Origin of the sequence: Paenarthrobacter sp. PAE-2, assembly GCF_026013155.1 — a bacterium.
In the GTDB taxonomy this organism is placed as follows: domain Bacteria; phylum Actinomycetota; class Actinomycetes; order Actinomycetales; family Micrococcaceae; genus Arthrobacter; species Arthrobacter ureafaciens.
In genome coordinates, this window is the sequence record NZ_JAPDNV010000001.1 from 225,206 (window position 1) to 238,501 (window position 13,296).

Here is a 13,296-nt window from a genome sequence, read left to right on the forward strand (position 1 = left end):
ACTTAGCGGACTCCCTGCTCGCTGAGGTTTGCGGTGCCGCGGTACGGGAGGAATCCGACCTTGGAGTAGACATCTGCCAGGGTGACCGAGGCGATCTCGCGTGCCTTGTCCGCCCCGTGGGCCAGCAGGCGGTCAAGCTCGGCAGGATCGGCCAGGAGCTCGTTGGCGCGTTCGCGAATGGGAGCCAGGTGGCCGGAAACCAGTTCCGCGAGGTCCACCTTCAGGTGCCCGTACATCTTGCCCTGGTAGTCCGCCACGATCTTCTCCACCGGGGTACCGCTGATGGCTGAGTAGATGGTCAGGAGGTTGGAAACGCCCGGCTTGTTCTCCCGGTCATAGCGGATCTCGGTCTCGGCGTCCGTCACCGCGGACTTGATCCGCTTGGCCACGGTCTTGGGGTCATCCAGGAGGTTGATGAGCCCGGCAGGCGACTCGGCCGACTTGGACATCTTGGCGGTGGGGTTCTGGAGATCGTAGATCTTGGCCGATTCTTTCTGGATGAAGGCCTCGGGCACCTGGAAAGTCAGGCCGAACCGGCTGTTGAAGCGGTTGGCCAGGTCACGGCTGAGCTCTACGTGCTGCCGCTGGTCTTCGCCCACCGGAACGCCGTGCGGTTGGTACAAGAGGATGTCGGCGGCCTGGAGGATGGGGTAGGTGAACAGGCCGACGCTCGCGTGGTCAGAGCCCTGCTTCTGTGCCTTGTCCTTGAACTGCGTCATCCGGCCGGCCTCGCCCATACCGGTGATGCAGTTCAGCACCCAGGCGAGCTGGGCGTGTTCGGGAACCTGCGACTGGACAAAGAGGGTGCATTTCTCCACGTCCACTCCCCCGGCGATGTACTGGGCAGCGGTGACGCGGGTGCGGTGCGCAAGCTCTGCGGGGTCCTGCGGGACCGTGATGGCGTGGAGGTCCGGAATGAAGAAGACGGCGTCGTACTCATCCTGCATCCGGACCCAGTTGACCAGCGCGCCCAAGTAGTTGCCGAGGTGCAGCGAATCGGCCGAAGGCTGCATGCCGGAAAGGACGCGGTGCTTGGCGCCTGTGGCAGGCTGGGCGGGGTTTGCGGGGCTGCCGGCCGGGAGGACGGCAGCGTCTGTTTCAGCAGTAGTCATGGGGTAGGAACTTTCGTCAAGCTTAGAGCCGGTAGTCAACAACCAGCGGTGCGTGGTCAGAGAAGCGGGTGTCCCACGAGGGTGCCCGGTCCACTACTGCCGAGAAAGCGGCTGCAGCGAGGGCCGGGGTAGCCAGGTGGTAGTCGATGCGCCAGCCTGTGTCAGTGTCAAAGGCTTTTCCGCGCTGGGACCACCACGTGTAGGGGCCGGCGACATCTCCTGCCAGGCCCCTGTGAACATCCCTCCATCCGATCTCTTCACCGAAGAAGCGGTCAAAGTAGGCCCGTTCCTCCGGGAGGAAGCCGGCACGCTTGACGTTGCCCTTCCAGTTCTTGATGTCCAGCTCGGTGTGGCCGACGTTGAGGTCACCGACAACCAGCGCGTGATCGCTGTGCTTTGCCAGCTCGGGCAGGCGGGTGGTCATTGCGTCCAGGAAGCGGTACTTGTCATCCTGCTTGGGCGTTCCGGCCTCACCGGAATGCACGTAGGCGCTGACGGCCGTGAGCGTGGTGGCTTGACCGGCGGCATTTGTCAGGAGGAAGTCCGCTTCGACCCATCGCCCGGATTGGTCGAAGTACTCATCGCCGTTGCCGACGCGCGTGGCTGTGGGCTCCTGGCGGGAAGCGATGGCGACGCCCGCCCGGCCCTTGGCCTCGGCTTCCGCGTGCAGGATGTGCCAGCCTTCACCGATCAACGAATTGACGATCTGGTCAGGAGCACGGACTTCCTGCAAGCAAAGGATGTCCACGTCGCGCGGCTCCAGCCACTCCGCCATGCCCTTTTTGTAGGCAGCCCTGAGGCCATTGACGTTGACCGATGCGATGCGAAGGAAATCCTTCTTCAATGCCGTACTCACGCGCTCTACTCTAGTCGATGATGGTTCCGGCCACCGGTTCGTCCGAGTCTCCGGAGGACTTGATCATGTCCCGTGCATTGGTGGACGTAATGGCGATGGTTTCGAGTGCGCGGTTGATGGTGTCCTGGTTCGCGGCAGCACCCTTGGCGCGCTCCTCTTCCACTACCCGGACCTGCACCTGGACAATCTTGAACGAGTGGTCCAGCTTCAAGTCGCGGACATCATCGGCCTGCGAGCGTTCAGCCACCACCCGGGTGCCGCCGTTGTCTGCAACGGACGACGACGGCGCGCGGCCGGTTGCCGCGGCGAACGCATTCTGGGCCTCAGTCAGCTTGGCCCCGGCGCGCTTCGCGGCGCGCTGGATGCTGAAGACCACGAATGTTGCGAGCGCCAGCCATCCAAAGGAGACCACGGCAACGACCCAGCCCACGACGTCATTCTGGTTGGCCGCGAAAAGCACTGCCACCAGGAAGGCGATGATGACGACGGTCATTCCCAGGCCGCCTATGCGGAAGCCCTTGAAGGGTCCCCGGGCGGATGCGGACGTGGTTGGGTGGGGGTCACCGAGAGATTGCATGGTGCAATTGTCTCAAATACCCGGAGGTGCCTGCGCCGCCTTCCACGCACGGCGAACATTCACGGTTATTTGAGGAACAGTTGGCGCAGCCGTCCCGTGGTGAGCATGATGCCCAGGACGATCATCACCAGGTAGTACGCCACATGGATGGCCGTGGCCGGGCTGAAGGCTCCCGCGCTGATCTGGCGCAGCAGCTCAACCCCGTGCCATAAGGGCATGGCCTGGATAAACCACTGGATGGGCTGCGGGTAGACGCTCAACGGGTAGAACGTGGCGCTGAAGAGGAACATGGGCAGGAGGAAGAAGTTGATCCAGTCCATCTGCTGGAAGGTCTTCATGAAGCTGGTGATCCCCATGCCGAAGCTCGCGAAGCCGAACGCAATCAGTACCGACGCCGGGATCACCAGGATCGCCCACCACGTAGTCAGCAGTCCCATGACGCCCATGACCGCGGTGAAGCCCGTGGCGTAGAGGAGTCCGCGCAGCAAAGCCAGGAAAATCTCGCCCATGGCAACATCCAGCGGGCCGAGGGAAGTGTAGAGCATGCCCTGGTACAGCTTGGCGAAGTTCATCTTGAAGAACACGTTCCACGTGGAATCGTAGATCGCTCCGTTCATGGCCGAGACCGCCAGGAGCGCCGGGGCAATGTAGGCCGCATAGCTGATTTCCGTACCGCCGGGGCCCTCGACCGTGCCGACGATCGACCCCATCCCCACTCCCATGGCCAGCAGGAACAGGACGGGTTCGAAGAATCCGGAGAGCAGGACCAACCAGGTGCTGGACTTCGCGGCCATGAGTCCCCTTGCCACAACGGCCTTGGCGTTGCGCGAATACAGGGGCCCGAACTTGCGTTCGCGGGCGAGGTCCGTAGCGCTGTGCCCGCCGGTTAGGATGCTCATGAGCCCATCCTTTTGACGAAGCGGCGCCGGGTCAGGATGAAGCCCGCCGTCGCCGTGGCCAGGAGGTACAGAACGTGCACGAGTGTCAGCAAGGGATTTTCCTCCATGCCATAGGTGAAGACGCGCCCCAGTTCCGTCCCGTGCCATACCGGGGAAATCCAGCCGATCCACCGTACTGCCAAGGGCAAGGTATCCAGCGGGAAGAACGTTCCGGAGAAGAGGAACAGCGGCATGACGATGAACCTCTGCACCAGGGCGAACTGCCCCTTGTCCTGCGTGATGCTGGCGGCATAGGCCATCAGCGGGAGTCCGAACGACAACGCGGCAAGTGTGGCTACCAGTGCCGACACCCACCCCCACGCTCCCGGGGATGCGCCGAACATCGCAACCACGGCAAAGTACACCACCGATTGCAGCAGGAACCTGAGGCTGCTGGCCATGATGTGGCCCGTGGCGATCTGCTCCGGGACCAGCGGAGAGGCATGCGGGCCGAAAAAGACCCGCCGCCACTTGAAGCCATCCATGATCGGGTAGGAGAACTCCCCGGACGCCGTCATCACAGCGGCTGACACCAGGAGCGCCGGCGCCACGAACTGCAGGTAGCTGACGCCGCCGAACACGGAATGGCTGTTGGCATCCACCAGGCTGGCCAAGCCAACACCCATCGCGAAGAGATAGGCCACGGGTTGCCCCACGCTGTACAAGACAACTGACCAGCCATAGTTCCGCATGACGCGGAGCACCTGTTCGGCGTAGAAGAACGAACCCCACTTCCGCGCCCTGGCCGCCGAGACGGCAGGCGGGTGAGCCCGCAGCGGAGGGACCGGCGTCGTTGGTTTGCTTCCCGTCATCCCGTCCCCGCTAGTCAACGAGGCTCCGGCCCGTCAGCCGAAGGAACACGTCCTCCAGGGACGAGCGGCGTACCAGCGATGTCAACGGGCGCAGCCCCCGTGCCGACACCTGCTCCAGCGCGGCCTCGCCGTCGTGGGTGTAGATGAGCACGCGGTCCGGCAGCGTTTCCAGCCGGTCGCCGATGCCTTCAAGCTCGACGCCGATTGTCCCGTTGCGCTCGGACCCGAACCTGAGCTCGAGTACTTCGCGGGAGGAATGTTCGCGGATGAGGGTTGCCGGGGACCCTTCGGCCATGATCCGCCCCTTGTCCACAACGATCAGCCGATCGCACAACTGTTCGGCCTCGTCCATGTAATGGGTGGTGAGGATCAGGGTGACGCCGCTTTCCTTGAGCCGGAACAGCCGGTCCCACAGGATGTGGCGCGCTTGCGGGTCGAGTCCTGTGGTGGGCTCATCCAGCAGCAGGATGCGCGGTTCGTTGATGAGCGAACGCGCGATGGTGAGCCTGCGCTTCATCCCGCCGGACAGCGCATCCACCTTGGAGTTGGCTTTGTCCGTCAGCTGGGCGAACTCCAGGAGCTCATCGGCTTTGGGCCTGAGGTAGCTGAGCGGGAGTCCGAAGTACCGCCCGTAAACGATCAGGTTCTCGCGGACCTTCAGCTCTTCGTCAAGGTTGTCCTGTTGCGGAACCACGCCCAGGTGCGCCCGGACCTCCGGGCCGTGTGTCTCCGGGTCCAGGCCCACGATGTCCAGCGCGCCGGAAGTCCGCTGCGAGACCCCGCCGATCATCTTCATGGTGGTGGACTTGCCTGCACCGTTGGGGCCCAGCAGGCCGAAGGACTCCCCCGCGGGCACATCAAAGGAGATGTTGTCCACGGCAATCAGCTCACCGTAGGTCTTGGTGAGGTTGCGGGCGCTGATGACTGTTGGCGGATTCATGTCTGGACGGGCCTGCGACGGCGCAGGACGCGTGGCTTCATTGTGCACCCTCAGCAGACTAGTAGCGCCGGGGAATATGTGAAAGAGATGTTCCGCAAATCGTGGGATCAAATTCTCTTTAACGAACAAGGCGCCCACTCCACAGGGAGCAGGCGCCTTGCTGCGCTTGGTTTCGGCTACGCCAGTCCGGCTTGGCGTTCGGCGCTCTCCACCACGTTGGCCAGCAACATGGCACGGGTCATCGGACCCACGCCGCCGGGGTTCGGGGACAGCCATGCGGCGACGTCCGCCGCAGCCGGGTCCACGTCTCCGGTGACAACAGCCTTGCCGTTGCCGTCCTCCACGCGGCTGACGCCGACATCGAGCACCACGGCGCCCGGCTTGAGGTCCTCAGCCTTGATCATGTGCGGCACGCCGGCAGCAGCAATCACGACGTCGGCCTGCTTCAGTTCCGCAGGCAGATCCACCGTCCCGGTGTGGGCCAGGATCACCGTGGCGTTGACATCCTTGCGGGTCAGCAGGAGGCCTACGGGACGGCCAATGGTCACACCACGGCCGACCACCAGGACACGCTTGCCGTTGAGCTCGATGCCGTGCCGGCGCATCAACTCCACGCAGCCCTTGGGCGTGCAGGGCAGCGGGGACTTCATCTCGCCGCTCACGTTGGCCACCAGGCGGCCAAGGTTCATGGGGTGCAGGCCGTCGGCGTCCTTGTCCGGATCCATGGCCTCCAGGATGACGTCCTGGTCGATGTGCTTGGGCAGCGGGAGCTGGACGATGTACCCGGTGCACTCCGGATTCTCGTTGAGCTCGCGGACAACTTTGAGCAGCTCGTCCTGGGTGATGTCCTCGGGAAGGTCCCGGCGGATGGACTGGATGCCCACCTCGGCGCAGTCCTTGTGCTTACCGCCGACGTACCAGGTGCTGCCCGGATCCGAGCCCACCAGGATGGTGCCCAGGCCCGGAACGATGCCCTTGGACGCGAGGACGGCAACCCGTTCGGTCAGTTCTGCCTTGATGGCCGCGGCGGTTGCCTTGCCGTCAAGGATCTGTGCTGCGTTCACCACTGCTCGTGCTGCGGGTAGAGCGGGAAGTCGGCGGCGAGCTTGTCCACGCGTGCCTGCAGGGCTTCTGCATCAACGCTGCCCGTGGCGCCCTTTACGAGCGCGGTGGCGATGATGTCGGCAACCTCGGTGAACTCCGCGGCGCCGAATCCGCGGGTAGCCAGTGCGGGCGTACCGATGCGAAGACCGGAGGTGACCATCGGCGGGCGGGGATCGAACGGAACGGCATTGCGGTTCACGGTGATGCCCACGGAGTGCAGGAGGTCTTCGGCCTGCTGGCCGTCCAACTGGGAGTTCCGCAGGTCAACGAGGACCAGGTGCACATCGGTGCCGCCGGTGAGGACGGAAACGCCTGCCTCGGCAACGTCGGACTGGTTGAGGCGGTCGGCGATGATCTTGGCACCCTCGAGCACGCGCTCCTGGCGTTCCTTGAATTCCTCGCTGCCGGCGATCTTGAAGGCAACAGCCTTGGCCGCGATGACGTGCATCAGCGGCCCGCCCTGCTGGCCGGGGAAGACGTTGGAGTTGATCTTTTTGCCGTACTGTTCCTTCGCCAATATCACGCCGGAACGCGGGCCTGCGAGGGTCTTGTGCACGGTGGAGGTGACGACGTCGGAGTGCGGCACCGGGCTCGGGTGCAGTCCTGCTGCAACCAGGCCGGCGAAGTGCGCCATGTCCGTCCAGAGGAGGGCGCCTACCTCGTCCGCGATGGAGCGGAAGGCAGCGAAATCAAGGTGGCGGGGGTACGCGGACCAGCCGGCAATGATGACCTGCGGCTTCTCGGCGATGGCCTGCTCGCGCAGCTTGTCCATGTCCACGCGGAAGGTATCTTCTTCCACCTGGTAGGCAGCAACCTGGTAGAGCTTGCCGGAGAAGTTGAGCTTCATGCCGTGGGTCAGGTGGCCGCCGTGTGCCAGGGAAAGGCCGAGGATCTTGTCGCCGGGGGTGATCATGGCGGACAGTGCGGCGGCATTGGCCTGGGCACCTGAATGGGGCTGGACGTTGGCGTACTCCGCACCGAAGAGGGCCTTGACGCGATCGATGGCGAGCTGCTCGGCAACGTCAACGTACTCGCAGCCGCCGTAGTAGCGCTTGCCCGGGTAACCCTCGGCGTACTTGTTGGTCAGGACAGAGCCCTGGGCTTCCATGACTGCGCGCGGCGCGAAGTTCTCGGAGGCGATCATTTCCAGGGTGCCGCGCTGGCGGCCGAGTTCCTGGTCGAGGACTGCTGCGATCTCGGGATCGAGTTCGGCGAGCGGCTGGTTACTGACAGACGCTGAAGTGGTGGTAGTCACGGAGATCTCCTGGCTAGGGAATGGGAGGTGCTACAGGTCAGGCTACCGGCAGCAGCATTCCCGCGTCCCCTCAATGACAAGAGGCATCGGTCACGCTGCATGCATCCGGTAAAACATGACCCTCGGCCCAGGCGTACGATCCGTGGTCTTCGTGATTGCCGCTCCCTGGTGGTTGTCCACCTCACGCCAGTTGCGACCCGTTAACAATACAACAGGGCCCCGCGGGTAGGCTTGTCCGCGTGACTGACTCCGCTTTCGTTGTAACCCTGTCCTGCCCCGACCGTCCCGGCATCGTCCACGCTGTTGCCGGCGCCCTCCTTGAGGCCGGTTGCAACATCGCCGACTCCCAGCAGTACGGAAGCCCCAGCACCGGCAACTTCTTCATGCGCGTGGAGGTTACGACGTCGAGCCCCCAGGCGGAACTGGCGGAAGCCCTGCGGCCGGTTGCCGAGTCCTTCGGGATGACGTGGCAGATCAATCCGGTAGGCCGCAAGGTCCGGACCATCATCATGTGCTCCAAGGACGCCCACTGCCTCAACGACCTCCTCTTCCAGCAGCGTGCCGGGACCTTGCCCATCGAGGTGCCCGCCATCGTGTCCAACCACCGGGACCTGGAGTCGCTGGCCGAGTTCTACGGCATCCCGTTCCACCACATCCCTGTCACGGCCGACACCAAGCCACAGGCCGAGGCCGAGCTCCTGAAGCTGATCAAGGAACACGATGTTGAACTGACGGTCCTGGCGCGCTACATGCAGGTCCTCTCCAACGATCTGTGCAGGGAGTTGAACGGCAAGGCCATCAACATCCACCACTCCTTCCTTCCGTCGTTCAAGGGCGCCAAGCCCTACCACCAGGCCCATGCCCGCGGGGTGAAGCTCATCGGCGCTACAGCCCACTACGTCACCGCAGACCTGGACGAGGGTCCCATCATCGAGCAGGAAGTGATCCGTGTTGACCACGCCCGCACTGCTGCCCAATTCGTCCAGATGGGGCGGGACGTGGAGGGCCGTACCCTGGTCCAGGCAGTCCAGTGGCACGCCGAACACCGGGTACTCCTGGACGGCACCCGGACCGTGGTGTTCAACTAACTCCTTTCCCAACTGACTGGCAGCAGGGGTTGTTCTGAGCGCTCAGAACAACCCCTACTGCCAGTCACTTTGGCGATCTACGCTGGGGCTATGCAGGGCATGCCCGATCCCGACGCCGACCTGGCCACCTACTACGACCGCCACGCCGCGCTCCGCAATACCCGCTCCCTGACGCCGCACCGTGTTGCGGCCCGGGAGTGGTTTGTTCGGCTGCTGAAACGTGAACACCGGCACTCCTTGATGGAGTTGGGCTGCGGAACGGGCGTAGAAGGACTGGCTTTTGTCCAGGCCGGGTTGCACTACACCGGGGTCGACCTATCCCCCGAGAGTGTCCATGTGGCGCGCGCCCACGGACTCGACTGTTCCGTGGCGAACGGTCGCAGCCTGCCCTTTCCCGACGGCGCCTTCGATGCGGCATGGAGCATGAGCACGCTTCTGCACGTGCCGAACAGCAGTATCCACGACGTCGTCCGCGAACTCGTGCGGGTCACAGCGGCAGGTGCCCCGATCGGCGTCGGGCTCTGGTCCGGGGACGACGAAGAGGTGCTGAACCCCGAAGACCTCGACGAGCCCCGCCGCTTCTTCAGCCGCCGCAGCGACCAGACCTTGCAGCGGATCTTCAGTGAGCACGGCAGCGTGGAGCATTTCCAAACGTGGCCCGAGGGAACCGGTGAGGAATCCGGGCCCGGCGCAGGCAACTGGGCCCAGCACTACCAGTTCCTGGTTCTGCGCACCCCCTCCCCCAAGTAGGTCGCATTTGTGCGCGTTCTGAGCCCTCATAACGTGCTCTGCTGCTACCCAGTTGGGGAAGGGCGTGACTTAAGCTGGGAGGCATGGCTCCCTCTTACACCTTTGCCGGGGACACCCCGGACATCCATGAAACGGCCTTTGTGGCCCCCACGGCGTCGATCATCGGCAAGGCAACACTGGCCGAGGATTCCAGCGCGTTCTACGGCGTCTCCGTTCGCGCTGACACCGCCGCAATCAGCGTCGGCGCAGGCTCCAACCTCCAGGACAATGTGGTCCTGCACGCGGACCCGGGCTTTCCCTGCACGGTCGGCGAGCGCGTGTCAGTCGGCCACAGCGCAGTGGTCCATGGCTGCACCGTGGAAGACGACTGCCTCATCGGCATGAGTGCCACCATCCTCAACGGAGCGGTGATCGGTACGGGTTCCCTGGTGGCTGCCGGCGCCGTGGTCCTTGAAGGCACGGTCATTCCTCCGCGGTCGCTGGTTGCCGGGGTGCCTGCGAAGGTCCGTCGCGAACTGACCGATGATGAGTTCGAAGGCGTGAAGCACAACGCCGCCCACTACAGGGAGCTCGCTGCGGCGCACCGCCAGATGCACGGCGCCTAGGACGCCCCGCAACTAGTCCAGGCTGATTGGCCCGAGCTCGTCCAGCAGCTCACCCGGCCCCGGGTTGGCTGCTGCGGAGGAACCGCCCAAGTGGTTGACCACGCCCCATACGGCGTTCAGGCCCGTGGTCACGGCGCCTTCGGCCCATCCGGCGGTGAAGGACACGTCATCCCCGGCAAGGAAGATCCCGCGCTGGCTCTCCGGAAGCTTGTCCTGCTTGAAGTGCGTGAACAGCCGCTGCTGGTAGCGGTAGTGGCCGGGGAGGTTGGCCTTGAACGCGCCCATGAAGTTGGGGTCGGCCTCCCAGGACACGGTGATGGGCTGGCCCACGATGTGGCTGGCGATGTCCACACCCGGGTAGATCTGCTCCAACGAGTGCAGCATGAGCTTGACGCGCTCTTCTGCGGTGAGGGCGAGCCATTTCAGGGCGTCGTCGTTCCATGTGTAGGACAGGAGGATGACCGCGGGCTTGTCCGGGCCGTCATCGAGCAGGTACGTTGCCCGGTTGAGGCGGTCGGTGAGGGTCATGGAGAGGACTTCGCGGCCGGTTTCGGGATCGATGTCCTTCCAGAACGGCCGGTCCACCATCACGAACGTCTTGGACGACTGCATGTAGTGCGAGCGCTCAATGGCAGTCCACAGCTCGGACGGGAACAGGGCTTCTTCGGTGTGGATGCGCGTCGAGAGCAGCCACGACTGGCACGTCGTCACCACTGCCGGGTACGTCGCCTCGCGGCCCCAGCTTTCCCGGACCACCAGGTCGCCGTTGGCTGCGCGCCGGATGTTGTCCACCGCGCCGCGCGGCGAACCTGAGTGCAGGGACGCCAGCGAGGTGCCGGCCGGCCAATGCTTGATGTCCGACGGCGCGTGGTTCCATAGTGCCTCGGGGAGCCTTTGCGCTCCGCCCCGGATAAGCCGGTGCTGGTCGTCGGCGTCGGTGTACACGACGCGGAGGATTTCGAGGATGGAGTTGGGGAAGTCCGTGTCCCAGCCTCCCGTGCCGAAGCCCACCTGGCCGAACGCTTCACGGTGCGCGAAGCCGGCGTCTTTGAAGGACTTGCTCGCGGCGATGAACCCGTAGAAGGTCTGTTCGTCGAGTTCGGGCAGGAGTTCGTTCCAGAGTTCCTTGATGCGCTTGGTGTCGCGGGCCTTGATGGCTTCCTGCATCTCCGTGAAGGCGGCACCATCCTTGATGGCGTCTTTCCAGGCGTCGGCTACCTCATGGAAGAAAGCGGGCAGGTCATCAGGCGTGGCGGCGTAGTGCTTCTTGCCTGCCAGTTCGATCACAGTGCTGGACGTGACCGGGGCCAACGGGTTGGGGAATTCCTGCGTTTCCAGGCCGAGCAGGTCTATGTAGTGGTAGAAGGCCTTGCCGGAGACGGGGAAACGCATGCCGCCAAGGTCGGCCGTGACGCCGGGTGCCGACGGGAAGCTGGCCGTCCGGAGGCGGCCGCCGATCTGGTCGGCCTCGTAGATCACGGGCCGGAGTCCCAGCTTCATCAGTTCATAGGCGGTGACAATGCCGGACAGTCCGGCGCCGATGACGGCTACCTCGGTGCCGTAACGCTCTTCGGGAACCGAGCCAAGGCCAGCCGGGTGGGCGAGGTAGTGGTCGTAGCTGAACGGGAAGTCCGGGTTCAGCATGGTGATGGGCGCTTCGGGTGCGCGGTCGGCTGCTCCGGCGGCGCCGTCGGCTGTGGGAAATTCGGTGGCGATGGTCATGCGTTCTCTGCTTTCACAGTTTCCGGGCTCACGGCCCTGGTGGTCAGTTCACGGTAGTCCTGCTCGCTGAGCGCGGCTACCTTGGAATTCCGGCGTCCATAGCCGAAGTAGATCGCGATGCCTACCAGCATCCAGGCACCGAAAACGAGCCACGTATCGGCGCCGAGGTTGGCCATGAGGTAGGCGCACATGAGTGTTCCCAGCACGGGAGTAACCGGGTACAGCGGGACCCGGAAGCTGCGCTTGAGGTCCGGACGGTTGCGGCGCAGGTAGATCACCGCAACGTTGACCAAGGCGAACGCGAAGAGGGTTCCGATGCTGGTGGCGTCTGCCAGTGCACCCAGCGGAACCAGGCCGGCGGCGAGCGCGACGGCGACGCCCACGATCAGCGTTCCCGTCACCGGAGTGCCGGTGCGGCGGGAGACGCGGCCGAAGACCTTTGGCACCATGCCGTCGCGGGACATGGACAGGAGGATGCGGGTCTGGCCGTAGAGGACGGTGAGCACAATGCTGGCGATCGCGAGGACCGCGCCGACGGAGAAGACGAGGGCAATCCAGGGCTGACCCGTGATTTCGTGCAGGATCTGCACCAGCGCAGCTTCTGTACCGTCGAACCATCCCCAGGGCCTGGCTCCGATGGCTGCGACGGCCACCAGGACGTAGATGCTGGTGACGATCACCATGGAGAGCATGATGGCGCGGGGCATGTCCCGCTTGGGGTTCCGGGCTTCTTCGCCGGCTGTGGATGCTGCATCGAAGCCGATGTAGGAGAAGAAGACGCTCGAGGCAGCTGCGGAGACTCCGGCTGCGCCCATGGGAAGGAGGGGTTCGAAGTTGCCGGCATTGAAAGCAGTGAAGGCAACGGCGCAGAAGAACAGCAGGATGCCCACCTTGACGGCGACGATCGCGGTGTTGATCCAGGCGCTCTCCCGGGCTCCCCGGACCAGCAGGGCCATGGCCAGGAGCACGATGACCATCGCGGGAATGTTCACGACGCCGCCGTCCCCCGGCGGCTGGCTCATCGCGTCAGGCAGGACCTGCCCAAAAGCGGCGAGTGTCTCGTTGACGTACTGTCCTGCACCGACGGCGACCGCCGCCACGGACACGGCATATTCCAGCACGAGGCACCAGCCACAGATCCAGGCCATGCCTTCGCCCATGGTGGCGTAGGAGTAGGAGTAGCTGGAACCGGCGACGGGCACCAGCCCGGCCATCTCCGCGTAGGAGACCGCCGAGAGCAATGCCGCGAGGCCTGCAATGACGAACGAGATCCAGATGGCCGGACCGGCCAGCGGGACGGATTCGCCGAGGATGACCAAAATGCCGGTGCCGAGCGTGGCGCCTACGCTGATCATGGTCAGCTGCAGGACGCCGAAGCTGCGGACCAGGGGCGTGCCGCTTTCGCTGCTTCCGGCTTCCCCGGCCATCTGCGCGATGGGCTTCCGGCGCAGCAATTGGGCGCCGAGGCCAAGCCGGGTGAGGCTTGCCGGGGTTGGGTCTTGGGTGTTCACAGGCACAGTCACCGTTGACGTCCCTT

General features: G+C 64.5%; 13 protein-coding genes. 3 read left to right on the plus strand and 10 right to left on the minus strand.

The window, feature by feature from the left end; translation table 11 throughout:
* Window positions 1-2 precede the first annotated feature (2 nt).
* The 8 genes from trpS to glyA all read right to left on the minus strand — a co-directional run bounded on the left by trpS (window position 3) and on the right by glyA (window position 7,594).
* Window positions 3-1,112 (minus strand): tryptophan--tRNA ligase, encoded by a 1,110-nt coding sequence (trpS, locus tag OCL88_RS00890; protein ID WP_021474138.1) that lies wholly within the window; start codon window positions 1,110-1,112, stop codon window positions 3-5.
* A 22-nt stretch (window positions 1,113-1,134) separates the two neighbouring features.
* Complete coding sequence (locus OCL88_RS00895; protein WP_062095664.1) at window positions 1,135-1,968, minus strand: exodeoxyribonuclease III; 834 nt, start codon at window positions 1,966-1,968, stop codon at window positions 1,135-1,137.
* 10 nt (window positions 1,969-1,978) lie between these two features.
* On the minus strand, window positions 1,979-2,545 hold the full coding sequence (locus OCL88_RS00900) for a hypothetical protein (protein WP_069694822.1): 567 nt from the start codon (window positions 2,543-2,545) through the stop codon (window positions 1,979-1,981).
* 65 nt (window positions 2,546-2,610) lie between these two features.
* Window positions 2,611-3,444 (minus strand): ABC transporter permease, encoded by an 834-nt coding sequence (locus OCL88_RS00905; RefSeq protein WP_264961268.1) that lies wholly within the window; start codon window positions 3,442-3,444, stop codon window positions 2,611-2,613.
* A complete protein-coding gene (locus OCL88_RS00910) occupies window positions 3,441-4,295 on the minus strand; it encodes an ABC transporter permease (RefSeq protein WP_264961269.1) in 855 nt (284 codons plus the stop codon). The genes OCL88_RS00905 and OCL88_RS00910 overlap by 4 nt, the downstream gene beginning before the upstream one ends.
* A gap of 10 nt (window positions 4,296-4,305) precedes the next feature.
* Window positions 4,306-5,235, minus strand: coding sequence for an ABC transporter ATP-binding protein (locus tag OCL88_RS00915; protein WP_264961270.1), 930 nt, complete (start codon window positions 5,233-5,235; stop codon window positions 4,306-4,308).
* 176 nt (window positions 5,236-5,411) lie between these two features.
* Window positions 5,412-6,302 carry a bifunctional methylenetetrahydrofolate dehydrogenase/methenyltetrahydrofolate cyclohydrolase gene (locus OCL88_RS00920; RefSeq protein ID WP_031217089.1) on the minus strand — a complete coding sequence of 297 codons (891 nt, stop codon included), beginning with the start codon at window positions 6,300-6,302 and terminating at the stop codon, window positions 5,412-5,414.
* Window positions 6,296-7,594 carry a serine hydroxymethyltransferase gene (glyA, locus tag OCL88_RS00925; protein WP_021474131.1) on the minus strand — a complete coding sequence of 433 codons (1,299 nt, stop codon included), beginning with the start codon at window positions 7,592-7,594 and terminating at the stop codon, window positions 6,296-6,298. The genes OCL88_RS00920 and glyA overlap by 7 nt, the downstream gene beginning before the upstream one ends.
* Window positions 7,595-7,833: 239 nt before the next feature.
* Between glyA and purU the strand changes: the two genes are divergently transcribed.
* The 3 genes from purU (at window position 7,834) to OCL88_RS00940 (ending at window position 10,037) form a co-directional block, all read left to right on the plus strand.
* On the plus strand, window positions 7,834-8,682 hold the full coding sequence (gene purU / locus OCL88_RS00930) for a formyltetrahydrofolate deformylase (protein ID WP_021474130.1): 849 nt from the start codon (window positions 7,834-7,836) through the stop codon (window positions 8,680-8,682).
* 90 nt (window positions 8,683-8,772) lie between these two features.
* A complete protein-coding gene (locus OCL88_RS00935) occupies window positions 8,773-9,432 on the plus strand; it encodes a class I SAM-dependent methyltransferase (RefSeq protein WP_264961271.1) in 660 nt (219 codons plus the stop codon).
* A gap of 83 nt (window positions 9,433-9,515) precedes the next feature.
* Complete coding sequence (locus OCL88_RS00940; protein WP_264961272.1) at window positions 9,516-10,037, plus strand: gamma carbonic anhydrase family protein; 522 nt, start codon at window positions 9,516-9,518, stop codon at window positions 10,035-10,037.
* Window positions 10,038-10,049: 12 nt separating this feature from the next.
* Here OCL88_RS00940 and OCL88_RS00945 read toward each other — a convergent pair whose 3' ends face one another.
* Both OCL88_RS00945 and OCL88_RS00950 read right to left on the minus strand, forming a co-directional pair.
* On the minus strand, window positions 10,050-11,759 hold the full coding sequence (locus OCL88_RS00945; protein ID WP_264961273.1) for a flavin monoamine oxidase family protein: 1,710 nt from the start codon (window positions 11,757-11,759) through the stop codon (window positions 10,050-10,052).
* Window positions 11,756-13,186: an amino acid permease gene (locus tag OCL88_RS00950; RefSeq protein ID WP_259363012.1), complete on the minus strand. Its 1,431-nt coding sequence runs from the start codon at window positions 13,184-13,186 to the stop codon at window positions 11,756-11,758. The genes OCL88_RS00945 and OCL88_RS00950 overlap by 4 nt, the downstream gene beginning before the upstream one ends.
* Window positions 13,187-13,296: the final 110 nt, after the last annotated feature.

What these genes read in the sequence shown, in the direction of transcription:
- OCL88_RS00905 (WP_264961268.1), bottom strand. Translation starts at nt 3,444, where the DNA reads ATGAGCATCCTAACCGGCGGGCACAGCGCTACGGACCTCGCCCGCGAA.
- trpS (WP_021474138.1), bottom strand. Translation starts at nt 1,112, where the DNA reads ATGACTACTGCTGAAACAGACGCTGCCGTCCTCCCGGCCGGCAGCCCC.
- OCL88_RS00940 (WP_264961272.1), top strand. Translation starts at nt 9,516, where the DNA reads ATGGCTCCCTCTTACACCTTTGCCGGGGACACCCCGGACATCCATGAA.
- OCL88_RS00910 (WP_264961269.1), bottom strand. Translation starts at nt 4,295, where the DNA reads ATGACGGGAAGCAAACCAACGACGCCGGTCCCTCCGCTGCGGGCTCAC.
- OCL88_RS00900 (WP_069694822.1), bottom strand. Translation starts at nt 2,545, where the DNA reads ATGCAATCTCTCGGTGACCCCCACCCAACCACGTCCGCATCCGCCCGG.
- OCL88_RS00935 (WP_264961271.1), top strand. Translation starts at nt 8,773, where the DNA reads ATGCAGGGCATGCCCGATCCCGACGCCGACCTGGCCACCTACTACGAC.
- OCL88_RS00950 (WP_259363012.1), bottom strand. Translation starts at nt 13,186, where the DNA reads ATGGCCGGGGAAGCCGGAAGCAGCGAAAGCGGCACGCCCCTGGTCCGC.
- OCL88_RS00945 (WP_264961273.1), bottom strand. Translation starts at nt 11,759, where the DNA reads ATGACCATCGCCACCGAATTTCCCACAGCCGACGGCGCCGCCGGAGCA.
- OCL88_RS00915 (WP_264961270.1), bottom strand. Translation starts at nt 5,235, where the DNA reads ATGAATCCGCCAACAGTCATCAGCGCCCGCAACCTCACCAAGACCTAC.